General features: G+C 42.3%; 13 protein-coding genes. 10 read left to right on the top strand and 3 right to left on the bottom strand.

Annotated features, from left to right (window positions below; all coding sequences use genetic code 11):
- Positions 1–8: 8 nt before the first annotated feature.
- The 6 genes from mutL to pepG1 (IGJ03_RS11770) all read left to right on the top strand — a co-directional run bounded on the left by mutL (position 9) and on the right by pepG1 (IGJ03_RS11770) (position 5,186).
- Positions 9–2,141 (top strand): DNA mismatch repair endonuclease MutL, encoded by a 2,133-nt coding sequence (mutL, locus tag IGJ03_RS11795; protein WP_375804782.1) that lies wholly within the window; start codon positions 9–11, stop codon positions 2,139–2,141.
- A 24-nt stretch (positions 2,142–2,165) separates the two neighbouring features.
- Positions 2,166–2,720 carry a Maf family protein gene (locus IGJ03_RS11790; protein WP_002378827.1) on the top strand — a complete coding sequence of 185 codons (555 nt, stop codon included), beginning with the start codon at positions 2,166–2,168 and terminating at the stop codon, positions 2,718–2,720.
- A gap of 132 nt (positions 2,721–2,852) precedes the next feature.
- Positions 2,853–3,290, top strand: coding sequence for a peptide-methionine (R)-S-oxide reductase MsrB (gene msrB, locus IGJ03_RS11785; RefSeq protein ID WP_375804781.1), 438 nt, complete (start codon positions 2,853–2,855; stop codon positions 3,288–3,290).
- A 174-nt stretch (positions 3,291–3,464) separates the two neighbouring features.
- Positions 3,465–4,436, top strand: a complete 972-nt coding sequence (locus IGJ03_RS11780) for a ribose-phosphate diphosphokinase (protein WP_002381060.1) — start codon at positions 3,465–3,467, stop codon at positions 4,434–4,436.
- A gap of 231 nt (positions 4,437–4,667) precedes the next feature.
- Positions 4,668–4,811, top strand: a complete 144-nt coding sequence (gene pepG1 / locus IGJ03_RS11775; protein ID WP_002392696.1) for a type I toxin-antitoxin system toxin PepG1 — start codon at positions 4,668–4,670, stop codon at positions 4,809–4,811.
- A gap of 231 nt (positions 4,812–5,042) precedes the next feature.
- Positions 5,043–5,186 carry a type I toxin-antitoxin system toxin PepG1 gene (pepG1, locus tag IGJ03_RS11770; RefSeq protein WP_002392696.1) on the top strand — a complete coding sequence of 48 codons (144 nt, stop codon included), beginning with the start codon at positions 5,043–5,045 and terminating at the stop codon, positions 5,184–5,186.
- Between the two features lie 367 nt (positions 5,187–5,553).
- Here pepG1 (IGJ03_RS11770) and pgmB read toward each other — a convergent pair whose 3' ends face one another.
- Complete coding sequence (pgmB, locus tag IGJ03_RS11765; protein WP_375804780.1) at positions 5,554–6,204, bottom strand: beta-phosphoglucomutase; 651 nt, start codon at positions 6,202–6,204, stop codon at positions 5,554–5,556.
- Between the two features lie 14 nt (positions 6,205–6,218).
- On the bottom strand, positions 6,219–8,963 hold the full coding sequence (locus IGJ03_RS11760; protein ID WP_375804779.1) for a glycoside hydrolase family 65 protein: 2,745 nt from the start codon (positions 8,961–8,963) through the stop codon (positions 6,219–6,221).
- Positions 8,964–9,224: 261 nt separating this feature from the next.
- On the opposite strand from IGJ03_RS11760, the gene treR reads away from it, so the two are divergent.
- From treR to IGJ03_RS11740, 4 genes are all read left to right on the top strand, one after another.
- The gene (treR, locus tag IGJ03_RS11755) at positions 9,225–9,938 is read left to right on the top strand and encodes a trehalose operon repressor (RefSeq protein ID WP_002354877.1); all 714 of its coding nucleotides are present in this window, start codon (positions 9,225–9,227) and stop codon (positions 9,936–9,938) included.
- A gap of 399 nt (positions 9,939–10,337) precedes the next feature.
- Positions 10,338–11,045, top strand: coding sequence for a WxL domain-containing protein (locus tag IGJ03_RS11750; RefSeq protein ID WP_010824264.1), 708 nt, complete (start codon positions 10,338–10,340; stop codon positions 11,043–11,045).
- Between the two features lie 97 nt (positions 11,046–11,142).
- Complete coding sequence (locus IGJ03_RS11745; RefSeq protein WP_438711150.1) at positions 11,143–11,856, top strand: WxL domain-containing protein; 714 nt, start codon at positions 11,143–11,145, stop codon at positions 11,854–11,856.
- Between the two features lie 96 nt (positions 11,857–11,952).
- A complete protein-coding gene (locus IGJ03_RS11740; protein ID WP_010824262.1) occupies positions 11,953–12,669 on the top strand; it encodes a WxL domain-containing protein in 717 nt (238 codons plus the stop codon).
- A 40-nt stretch (positions 12,670–12,709) separates the two neighbouring features.
- Here IGJ03_RS11740 and mscL read toward each other — a convergent pair whose 3' ends face one another.
- On the bottom strand, positions 12,710–13,159 hold the full coding sequence (gene mscL, locus IGJ03_RS11735; RefSeq protein ID WP_002354883.1) for a large conductance mechanosensitive channel protein MscL: 450 nt from the start codon (positions 13,157–13,159) through the stop codon (positions 12,710–12,712).
- Positions 13,160–13,171: the final 12 nt, after the last annotated feature.

The following is a 13,171-nucleotide window of genomic DNA, read 5'->3' as shown; positions in this document are numbered from 1 at the left end:
GTCGTGAAATGGGGAAAATTCAAGAACTATCCGAACAACTAGCCAACCAGATTGCTGCTGGTGAAGTTGTTGAACGTCCCGCTTCTGTCGTCAAAGAATTGGTGGAAAATGCACTGGATGCAGGAAGCACCCAAATTGATATTTTTATTGAAGAAGCTGGCTTGAAAACCATTCAAATTATTGATAATGGTGAAGGAATTGCCAAAGAAGATGTACTGAATGCCTTCAAACGCCATGCCACAAGCAAAATTCATACAAGAGATGATTTGTTCCGAATTCGCAGCTTGGGGTTCCGAGGCGAAGCCTTACCAAGTATTGCCTCAGTTTCTGAAATGATTGTCGAAACTGCCACAGCTGAGGAAGAAGAAGGCAGCTATGTGATTCTAAAAGGGGGCAAGGTCGAAGAAAACCGACCAGCAGCCCTCCGTAAAGGCACAAAAATGACCGTTTCTAATTTATTTTATAATACGCCCGCTCGTTTGAAATACGTCAAAACGATCCAAACGGAATTGGCCAATATCGGTGACATTGTCAATCGTCTGGCGTTAAGTCACCCTAAAGTCGCTTTTCGCTTAGTTCATGACGGCCACAAAATGATGAGTACAACAGGCAATGGTGATTTAAAACAAACGATTGCCGGGATTTATGGCATTAGTACCGCAAAGAAAATGTTGAAAATTGAAGGAAAAGACCTTGATTTTACTTTGACAGGGTATGTCTCATTGCCAGAAGTCACACGGGCCAGCCGCAACTATTTATCAACGATTATCAATGGTCGTTATATTAAAAATTTCGCGTTAAATAAAGCAATTGTAGCCGGCTATGGTTCGAAACTAATGGTGGGGCGTTTTCCAATTGCTGTGTTAGAAATTGAAATGGATCCGCTGTTAGTCGATGTCAATGTCCATCCTACTAAGCAAGAAGTTCGTTTAAGTAAAGAAAAAGATTTAATGGCATTAATTGAACAGGCGATTCAAGAAGTGTTGAGCCAAGAACAGTTGATTCCCAATGCGGCAGACAATTTGCGTTTTAAAAAGAAACTACCGCCAGAACCTAAAGCCGAACAAATGGAAATTCCTCTATCGACTGAACAACCTGCGGTAAAACAACGACCGGGCAGCTTAAGCTATAATCCCGCAACGGGTCGCTTCTATGCGGAACATGCGACAGACGAAACACCAGTCTCAAGCGCCCCTGAAGCTGTCAACCAGACAGAAAGAGCAGTGGACCCAATGGACGATCCATTTGCGCCGCCAGTGCCAGAATCAACGAGTGTAGCGGAAGAAACATCAGCTTACGAAACCTCTTCGGCAGCTGTCGATTCCGAAAATCATTGGGAAACAGCTAGTAATGAGCAACAGGTAATAGCCGAAGAAACGAAAATAACTGAAGTATCTGATTCAGAACCTTCTCTGCGTTCATCAGAGGCTGCTGACGAGGTTTTCCAAGAAGAAATGAAACTTCACCCGGAATTCGATGCCAATAGCGCTGCGAGTCAAAGAGAACTGAAACAAGCTCTGAACAAGTTGGAAGAAGAACGACCGACAGAACGTTTTCCTGAGCTAGAATACTTCGGTCAAATGCATGGAACTTATTTATTCGCACAAAGCAAAGATGGCCTGTTTATTATCGACCAACACGCTGCCCAAGAACGAATTAAATACGAGTATTTCCGTGAAAAAATTGGCGAAGTCAGTGATGATTTACAAGAACTATTGGTACCAATCGTTATTGATTATCCAAATAGCGATGCCTTGAAAATTAAAGAGCAGAAAGAAACCCTTGCGGAAGTCGGCATCCATTTGGAAGACTTTGGACAAAATAGTTTCATTGTGCGGGCGCATCCAACTTGGTATCCTGCAGGCGAAGAGGAAAGCATTGTTCGCGAGATGATTGACATGTTGCTAACAACTGGCTCGGTCAGCGTGAAAAAATTCCGTGAAGCAACTGCCATTATGATGAGCTGTAAGCGATCCATCAAAGCCAATCATTACCTCAATGAGCAACAAGCACGCGTGCTATTAAAAGATTTAGCCTTGTGCAAAAATCCGTTTAATTGTCCGCATGGACGTCCGGTGCTGATTCATTTTACGAATTCAGATATGGAACGAATGTTTAAACGCATTCAAGACCCCCATTAAAAAGAAACGAGGCGTCATCAATTTATGCAAATTATTTTAGCATCCCAATCTCCTCGCCGTCAGGAGTTATTAAAGCGTGTGGTCCCAGCTTTTACGATTGCACCAGCCGATATCGATGAAACTGTTGGTAAAGACGGCTTACCAGCAGAATATGTGGCGCAAATGGCTGCCCAAAAAGCAGCGGCTATAGCAGAACAATCCCCCGAAGCACTAGTCATTGGCTGCGATACAATTGTGGCATTGGCGGGAGAAATCCTCGGCAAACCGACTTCTCGGGAAGACGGTTATCGCATGTTGCGCCTCCTAAGTGGCAAAACACATGACGTGTATACAAGTGTGACGTTGAAACAAGGGGAAAAAGAGCGCTCCGCGACAGTTCATTCAACCGTAACGTTTTATCCACTGACAGACACGGAAATCCATGCTTACTTAGATACCGCAGAATATGCCGACAAAGCAGGCGCTTATGGTATCCAAGGACAAGGAGCATTACTAATTGAAGCAATCGCTGGCGATTATTACGCCATTATGGGTTTACCAATTGCCAAAGTAGCCCGACTACTAAAAGAATTCAACTAATAAAAGACAGTCCTTTTCATTCGTCAAAAAAAGAAAGGACTGTCTTTTACTATGCAAACTATTAGGTGCCTGTTTGGCAAACGTGGTATCATTGAACCCAATAAATTGAACAGAAGAAAAGGAGTGGACAGAATGACAAAACCAACAGAAGAAGAATTAAAACAAACCTTGACGGATCTTCAATATGCCGTCACACAAGAAAACGCAACAGAACGCCCTTTTTCAGGAGAATATGATAACTTTTACCAAGACGGAATCTATGTAGACATTGTTAGTGGCGAACCGTTGTTTAGCTCCTTGGACAAATACGATGCTGGTTGCGGCTGGCCATCCTTTACCAAACCAATTGAAAAACGTGGCGTCAAAGAAAAAGCTGATTTTAGTCACGGCATGCACCGAGTAGAAGTTCGCAGTCAAGAAGCGGATTCACATTTAGGGCATGTTTTCACTGATGGCCCACTCCAAGAAGGTGGCTTACGTTATTGCATTAATGCGGCAGCTTTGAGATTTGTGCCAGTGGCAGATTTAGAAAAAGAAGGCTATGGCGAGTACCTTTCTTTATTCAAATAATCCTCATTTTTTAGACAAATACGATAAAATAGTTAGAAGAAAGCGACTTTTGATGAATATCTTGTATGAAATACAGAAAATCTCTTGATTTATTTGGCTAGGACTACTATTATTTTAGAAGGAAAGTATTGTTCAGTTTTAACGAATTGGCTGAAATAGAAAGTGGAGGTTCTAATGTCGAAACATTATTTTGATCCAAGATTGAAAATCTTTTCTTTGAACTCTAATCGTCCCTTAGCAGAAAAAATTGCGGATGCTGTGGGTGTGGAGCTAGGAAAGTGCTCTGTAACACAATTTAGTGATGGCGAAATTCAAGTGAATATTGAAGAAAGTATTCGTGGTGCACATGTTTACGTCATTCAATCAACAAGTAGCCCTGTTAACGATAACTTAATGGAACTATTAATCATGATTGATGCGTTAAAACGTGCGAGTGCTAAAACAATTAACGTGGTTATGCCTTATTATGGGTATGCACGTCAAGACCGTAAAGCACGTGCCCGGGAACCAATCACTGCTAAACTTGTTGCAAACATGATTGAAAAAGCTGGTGCAACAAGAATGTTGACATTGGACTTACATGCGGTCCAAATTCAAGGATTCTTTGATATTCCAGTGGATCATTTGATGGGTGCACCATTAATTGCCGATTACTTCATCGAACACGGCATTCAAGGCGATGACGTCGTTGTTGTTTCCCCTGACCATGGTGGTGTAACGCGTGCGCGTAAATTGGCAGAATTCTTAAAAGCACCAATTGCGATCATTGACAAACGTCGTCCAAAAGCGAACGTAGCAGAAGTAATGAATATCATTGGTCATGTGGAAGGCAAAACATGTGTCTTAATTGATGACATGATTGACACAGCGGGGACAATTTCTCTTGCTGCAAACGCATTGAAAGAAGCCGGAGCAAAAGACGTTTACGCTTCTTGTACACATCCCGTTTTATCAGGACCAGCCTTACAACGTATTGAAGATTCAGCAATTGAACGCTTAGTTGTAACAGACTCTATATACCTATCTGATGATCGTAAAATTGCAAAAATTGACGAAGTCAGCGTTGGTGAATTAATCGGAGATGCGATTAAACGTATCCACGAAAACAAACCAGTTAGTCCGTTATTTGAAACAAAAAATAAATAATTACAAAAAACCGCCCACATCATTTTTCTGATGTGGGCGGTTTTTTCTCTAAATCATTTTATCTAAAAAAATATTGTAACCTGAATATTTATTAGGCATTCATGATATACGATAAGTGTAGAGAAGTTAAGGCGGAGGCAAGCGCAAAGGAACATGCGCTTTGCGACGAGCATCGCAACAAAGTGAGAAGCGTAGGAGCAGAGACTTTCCTCTTTCGGTGAGGTGGTGCGTATGAGCGTACTTCCAAAATTTACAGAAAGGAGAGGCCTGTTGTCAGCATATGAAACAATTCAGACGATCCTAGGGTTTGGTATGTTTACCATTGCTTTGATTGCACTGATTGTGAAATTGCTTAAAAATGACAATAAAAAATAACCGTCTACTTTGACCAGTACGGTTATTTTTAAATAATACAATCGGTCACCGTCTTAAACGGCTCTACATCAGAGAGGTATGTTGAAGCATATCTCTCTTTTCGTTTTCATTATAGCACATTTCCCTAAAAAAATATATTTGAAACTAATTATTTTTTAGTTTTGCATGGTATAATCTAAGTGTAGAGAAGTTAACACGGTGGCTATCTAATCTGAAAGTGAGGTGGTGCGTATGAGCGTACTTCCAAAATTTACAGAAAGGAGAGGCCTGTTGTCAGCATATGAAACAATTCAGACGATCCTAGGGTTTGGTATGTTTACCATTGCTTTGATTGCGCTGATTGTGAAATTGCTTAAAAATGACAATAAAAAATAACCGTTTACTTTGATCGAGTACGGTTATTTTTTGTAACAAAATCGGTCACCGTCTTAAACGGCTCTACACCAGAGAGGTATGTTGAAGCATATCTCTCTTTTCGTTTTCATTATAGCACATTTTCCCGAAAAGTACGAATAAATTTAGCGTTAATCCGTGAAATTATAAAAGCTGTTAAAAATGACAAGAAAAAATAACCGTCTACTTTGACCGGTACGGTTATTTTTTATAACTAAATTGGTCACCGTCTCAAACGGCTCTACACTAGAGAGGTATGTTGACGCATCTCTCTCTTTTCATCTACATTCTAGCATAGATACAATGTAGATGAAAAGAGGTGCCTGCTGCTAAAGGTTCTTGTCATTCTTTAGCGATTGAGCAGTGCATCAACGCTTAGTTCAGTCATTTCAGAAACTTGCATGTCGGCTCCGATTAAGGGTTGGCTGGCCGACAAGCCGACGGCATAGATGCCCGCGGCTTTCAAGCCGTCAATGCCTGATTGGGCATCCTCAAAGCCAATGGCGTTTTGCGGTAGCACGCCAATACTGTCAGCGGCGGCTAAAAAGATTTCAGGATCAGGTTTGCCTTTGCTTAACGAGTCGGGATCGACAATTGTGGCGAAGTACGCGCGCACGCCTAATTTTTCCAAAATCAGAGGCGCGTTTTTTGAAGCCGAAGCCACGGCACAGGGAATGTGACGTGCTTGGGTTTGCTGTAGCAATGGCACGACACCAGGTAAAACATCTTCTGTTGTTAATTGTTCTAATAATTGAACGTAGTGGTCATTTTTTTGCTGAGCTAAGGCTTCTTTTTCTGCTGGAGTAAACGCATTTTCACGGTGGCCATGGGCTAAAATGCGGTCCAAGGAATCCATCCGACTAATGCCTTTTAATGTTTCGTTGAAGGTTTCGTCAATGGGGATACCTAGCGAATCGGCCAACGCTTTCCAAGCTTGATAATGAAATTTGGCGGTGTCTGTAATGACACCATCCAAATCAAAAATAAATCCAATCGTCATTGTGGTTCGCTCCTTTATTGATAATGTACTTCTTTTGGTCGTTCGGCGGTTAACGGAATCAACGCGCCCTGAACCAATAATTGTGTGTCTCTATCTGCTGTAATCGTGACACTGGTTTGTGTTAATGAAAATTGATACGTCACGCCTTGATGAATAAACTGGAACGTCAGCGCTTGCCAATGTTCAGGTAAGTTTGGACAAATTGATAACTCGTTCTGGCGCGTGTCAACGCCTGCATACGTCGCTAAAGTAACGTGGATCGTCGCAGCCATGACCCCTGTATGAATCCCTTCAGCGGTCGTGCCACCTTGAATGTCACGATAATCGGAATACAACGCTTCTTGATAAAGTTGCCAAGATAGCTCATGGAATTGCGCCATTTCTGCCAATTGGGCATGAACAATTCGTGACAAAGTCGAACCATGAGACGTCCGTTTTAGATAATACAAAAGATTTTTTTCCAAATAATCCGCAGGCAATTGATACCCTAAATCTTCTAAAATTTGATCCACCCGAGTTTTGTCTAAGTTGTAGAACAACATTAACGTATCGGCTTGTTTCGCCACTTTGTAATCATCGGGAGATTCTCCTTCGGCTTTTAAAATTCGATCCATGCGGTAAATATTGCCGTATTTCTCTTTCATCGCCGCCCAGTCAATTTCTTTTAAGCCGAAATACCCTTCATATTGCGCAATAATACCGTCAGAATTAACTTCAATTTCCAGTGAATTTTGAATTTGCTGCATGCGGGCTAAATCATCCGAAGTGGTCTGCGTTTTGGCAAAAAGTTGTGCCTGTTCTTCCTCAGAGAAAAGTGCCAAAATGTTGGTTAATTCTTCGAATAGCCAAACCACCATCAAATTCGTATAGGCGTTGTTTTTCAAGCCGCTTTCCGCTTGGTCTGGATAGCCCTCGTGAAACTCATCAGGTCCCATCACTTTATCAATAAAGAACCGTCCTGTTGCGTCATCTAACGTCGCAGCGCTGTTCCAAAATTGAGCGATTTCTAACAACATTTCGCCGCCATATTGTTTCATAAATTCATGATCCTGTGTACTATGCCAATACAACCAAGCATTGTAAGCAATCGCTAAGGACACATGCCGTTGCAAAATACTATGATCCTCGCCCCAATGTCCATTCAACGGATTTAAGTGAAGTTTTTGCGTGGTTTCACGCCCATCACGCCCTGATTGCCACGGATACATTGCGCCACGATACTGGCTGGCCGCCGCATTCTCCTTCGCTTTCTCTAATCGGTGGTAACGATACAGCAACAATTGTTTCGCTGTGTCAGGATAATGTTGAATATAAAAAGGTAAAATAAAAATTTCATCCCAGAAAATATGTCCACGATACGCTTCACCATGCAAGCCTCGGGCGGTAATCGAGACGTCCAATGCTTGCGCTTGGTTACTAAAAGGCGAAGCCGAAGCCAGCAAGTGATAACTGTGAATCCGTAAAAGTTTTTGAGACATCAAATCGCCTGTCACGGTAATGTTGGCTTGTTGCCAAAGAGTTTGCCAAGCGCGGGCGCTTTCCTGAGCGGCGGCCGCAAAAGAGTCCTTCGGCGTAAACGGTACTTGCCAACTTTGTTCGGCGTGGCTGGCTTGCACAAAGACTTGTTTTTCTAGCGTATAGCGCGTTCCTTGGTGCGCCATCACGGTCACCACTTGGGCGATTTTTTCCGCTTCTTCTTGAATCATAATGGCTTCTTTTTCAAAAAAATCACCGGTTATCAAGGCCGTTTCTCGGACACTCAAGTTGGATTGATTGGTACAAACCTCAATCACGGTTTTGTTTTCCTGCGCGCTTAATGCTGTCACCTGAAAATGTTTCGCTGTTAAGTTGCGATACCGCGCCACGTTATAGTTGTAGACACTGCCATCCGTGACGGTTTTCAAAGTAATTGGGGCTGAAAAGTTTAACGGCTCAAACGTATATTGCAGATGATAGTCATTCGGCTGTGCCATATTGGCGATTTTTTTCGTCGTTAATTTAATTTGCTGATTGTCCGCATCTTTCAAAATCATTTCTGCGACAAACAACCCCGTTTTCAAGTTCAATTGACGGTGTAATTGTTGTAGCGTGTCTGGGGAAATCGTTAACCAGTCAGTGGCATCGCCAATTTTTAAAGCGATGTGTTGGTTGTCAGGAGCATTGACGAAATCTTCATTTTCCACTACTTGACCCGCAACTTCCGAAGCCGCTGTATTATAAAGCCCCGCAATATAGGTCGCTGGATAATGATCATCAGAAATCGTCATCTCAGGTGTCGTGCCGCGCAAGCCTAAAAAGCCATTGCCGACAGTTAACAGGGACTCCACCGCATATTCATTTTTCCCAGGCACGTAGCCATAATAGTCCAAATGCCAAGCCAGATACTGCCGTTTTTCTTCAAATGCTGCCAGCAGATTCGGTGCCGCCGCTTGTTCGGCTGCCGTTAAAAGTGGCGTGTTCAACTGTTCCGCGAATGCTTGAATCACCGCTTGCGGAACCAGCGCCAACGTTTCCTCTGGCGAAAAGAAGTCCGCTGGGAAATCAGCCACAATCCCCCCCAGAATCGGCGCAGCCTCTGCCACAATCAATTGGCACAGTTCAGGAACCGATTCTTCGATAGTCAAGGCTTCAAAAGGGAATGTTTTTTGGTGAAGCGGTTCCAATTTATGGTTAAAAAAAGTCGTCGTTAGTTGGTTCGTTGCGAATGTTAATTCTAAAATGGTCATGTTTGGCGCCTCCTTGTAAACTTGTATAGACATGTTGTGTTTGACTACAGTATAGTATGAACGAATCAGAATTACAAGGATTTTCCCTAGATTCTTGGGAAAACTTTTCCAGAAGGGGGCAGCAACAGACTGCGCTGGGTCCGAAAAAAAGGCGGTCAATCAGTGGTTTGGCTGGGGGAGTTTGTGGCGTAAGCAAGGCAGAAAGTGCGGGGGATTTTTCTGACCAGCTCTAGGTTTTTCGGAGGGAATATGCTATGCTTTTAGAAAAGAAATTGTTGGTAGAGGAGGATTGGCATGAACAAGTTTCATGACATATTTTTAGAATTAGAACAACAAATTGTCCAAGGCGACTATCAGCCAGGCGATTTATTACCTAGTGAAAATCAATTAGTGGAAACTTACAATGTTTCCCGTGAAACAATTCGGAAAGCCTTGAATTTACTGATTAACGCTGGCTACATTCAGAAAAAACAAGGCAAAGGCTCGATTGTGCTCAACTTTAAAAAATTTAATTTTCCTATTTCAGGGGTAACCAGTTACAAGGAGTTGCAACAAACGCAGCATATTGAAAGTCATACCCATGTGGTTTCCTTAGAAGAAATTCCTGTGGAGCGCAACTTGGCTCAGTTGACTGGTTGGACGGAAGGGGCCCCTGTGTGGCGCTTAGTTCGGCAACGGGAGATTGAAGGGGAAGTCGATATTTTAGATATTGATTACTTGATTAAAGAGATTGTCCCAGAACTGCCGAAGCACCGTGCCGAAGATTCGATTTTCGATTATCTGGAAAACGACCTTGGCTTGGCGATTAGTTACGCCCAGAAAGAAATTACTGTGGAACCGCTCACAGAGATGGACAAGCAGCTGATTGGTGAAGTGGAAGGCAATCATGTCGTCGTGGTCCGCAGTATTATGAACTTGGAAGATACCCGCTGTTTTGGTTATACGGAATCCCGTCACCGCTTAAACAAATTTAAATTTGTGGAATTCGCCCGTCGCCGTAAATTGTAAGTCTTAGTGACGAACAAATATAAAAACGGCTGTCATTAAATGAAAATTGACGGTTTTTTCGCAAGAACCGCCGGTAAATGTATAAGATTTTAGGAGAAAACGTCAAAAAGTAGAGGTCCAACTCTTACTTTTTGACGTTTTCTCCTTGTTTTTTAAACGAATTTGACGAAAAAATCATTAAATAACATTTGTAAATATCAAAAAGTGCTGAAATTAAAGCTTGAAATCAAGAGAAACGCTTGGTTTTAAAGGAATCATTAATTTTTACGAATGGCTGTTAAATATTTAAAATTACGAAGAGGGCAGATTCTTGTATAATAAGGCTATAGCTTCGGAAGCGCAGAAAAAAAGAACCACGCGCTCTGGAAATTCAGAACAGTTAAAGGAGATGTACATAATATGAAAAAGAAAATGATGGCAAGTTTATTAGTTGGTAGCGCAGTCGTTGGCGCTAGTTTAGCACCACTTTCGGCACAGGCGACTACGACAGGGAATACACCAGTGCAGGTAGAGTTTGGTGGGGGTGTACTGCCAGACCATGATAATAGTTTAGGGGATGGAGACGGGAATATGGATCCAGATCCAAGTACATCAAATAAGGATTTTGATTTATTAACCATTCCGAAAAGTTTTAATTTTCCTCTGTCAAAAATTGGAGAAGATTTGTCTTCTATCAAGGAAAGTTCAACAGCATATAGAGCTGTTATGGTGGGTGACGTTCGTGGTACTAAAGAAGGCTGGCATGTGACAGGTGAAATTGTGGAAATGAGTAACGGTACAGATAAACTTGACGGTGAAATTAGCTTTGGATTGAAACCGTATTATGCAGTATACAATGATGAGGCTAAAATATATGATTCATTAGCTAATTTAAACGGAATTAATATTGCTAGTGATTCAACGGCACCAAGCTTTAGTGGAACAAGTATGAAGATTGGTGGCGGAGCTACTACGTTAATGACAGCTTCTATTGGTACAGGGCAAGGAACTTGGTCAGGTGTTTTTAAAGACACATCGTTAAACGTCACAACTCCTTACCAACAAATCAAAGCAGGTGCCTACACAGGTAACATCACTTGGAACCTTGTCGTAGGACCATCAATCTAAGCACAAGCAACAAAAGAACAGAGGACGGACCATCAGCGGATAACTGCTGCTGGTCTGCCCTCTAATAATCATTCAATCGTAAAGGAGAAGAACACAAATGAAAAAGAAAATGATGACAAGTTTATTAGTTGGTAGCGCAGTGGTTGGCGCAAGTTTAGCATCTCTTTCAGCACAGGCGGTGACCACTGGGAATACACCAGTCACAGCAGCATTTGAAGGCGGCGCGTTGCCAGATGGCAACGGCGTCCCAAATACAGTCGTCCCAGATCCAACTCAACCAAATAGCAACTTTGATTTATTGTTTATTCCCAAAGAATATGATTTTGGAAAATTGTCGATTTCTGATGATTTAACCAAACCGATTCTTAATAAAAGAGATGAAGGATTTAATGGGCATGTGGAATCTGTTGGTGTAGGCGATGTACGAGGAACGAAAGAAGGATGGCATGTGACTGCTCAATCGACTGGTATGAAGCTCGGTGAGGAGAGCTTAGAAGGCAGTATTACAACTAGTAACATTAATTTATATCCATTAATCTATAATGTGGAAACTCAAACATATGATTTTCAAGCTGCTAATCTTGCCGACCCAGTTACCAAACCTGAAATTGTGAATGAAACAACTTTTTCAATTTCTTTAGGTGGAGATGCTGTGCTACTTGCGAATGCCACGGTAGGGAAAGGACAAGGTTTGTGGCAATTTACAATGTTTGATACTTCTTTAAATATCACAACCCCAGCCAATGACATCAAAGCAGGTGCCTACACAGGAAACATCACATGGAACCTCGTCGCAGGACCATCAATCTAAGCACAAGCAACAAAAAACAGAGGACGGACCATCAGCTGGTAACTGCTGCTGGTCTGCCCTCTAATAATCATTCAATCGTAAAGGAGAAGAACACAAATGAAAAAGAAAATGATGACAAGTTTATTAGTTGGTAGCGCAGTTGTTGGCGCAAGTTTAGCACCACTTTCGGTACAGGCGACTACGACAGGGAATACGCCAGTCACAGCAGAATTTGCAGGCGGAACATTGCCAGATGGCAACGGCGATGCCAATACCGTTGACCCAGACCCGAATGGCTCAAACAGTAACTTCGATTTACTGTTTATTCCTCGCGAATTTAATTTTGGGAAATTATCAATTTCAGATGATTTAACGAAACCAATTCTTAACCAAAGAGACCCAGAAGCCATCAACGGCCATACAGAAATGATTGGTGTTGGTGACGTACGCGGCGGCAAAGAAGGTTGGCATTTAACGGCCCAATCTAATGGCCTGAAATTAGGCACTGAAAGCTTACAAGGCAACATTAAAGTGGCGCTGATTACTCAACTTGATTTGGAATACGAGGCAACAAGCAATAGTTATGTAGCTCTGACGACAGCAGTCTCTACGCCAGAAGTCAGACCACAACTGGCTGCTCCGCAAAATTGGACCCTTGATTTAGATGGAGAAGCCCAATTAATGGCTAACGCAGCAGCTGGTCAAGGCCAAGGATTATGGCAATTTTCACTGTTTAATACAGCTTTAAACATCACAACACCAGCCAACAATATTAAAGCAGGGGCCTACACAGGCAGTATCACATGGAACCTCGTCGCAGGACCATCTGTGTAAGTCCAAACAAAAAAGTCATCCCCTTAGGATGACTTTTTGCTTATTTCTCTGTGAAAGTGCTGTCTGTTTTGACAGTTTCAGCAGGCGGTGTTTGCGCCGCTAATAAGTCGCGAATTTCTTTTAAGTAATCTTCGCTCGTTGGTACCACTTCTTCTTCTGCCGCTTCTTCTTTTTTGCCACGGTTTTTCATTTTGTTGGCCGCTTTGACAATCAAGAAGAGGACGAAGGCCGTAATTAAAAATGTAATAAGTGCACTAATCACGCTACCAATATTGAATTCAACGCCTTCGACTTTATAAACAAGGGCACCCAATGCATCGTCGGCGCTCTTTTTCCCAGTCGTCAAGACAAAAATCAGACTAATTAACGGGGTAATCAAGCCTTCCACCACTTGTGTCACAATCGCTGTAAACGCACTACCAATGACAACACCGACGGCTAGGTCTAAGACACTCCCGCGCATGATAAACTCTTTAAATTCTTTAATCATTCTTTTTTCCCT

Source organism: Enterococcus sp. DIV1315a, assembly GCF_051712325.1.
Lineage (GTDB): Bacteria > Bacillota > Bacilli > Lactobacillales > Enterococcaceae > Enterococcus > Enterococcus faecalis.
The sequence above is the reverse complement of the archived record's forward strand: the minus strand, read 5'-3'. Positions and strand labels throughout refer to the sequence as shown.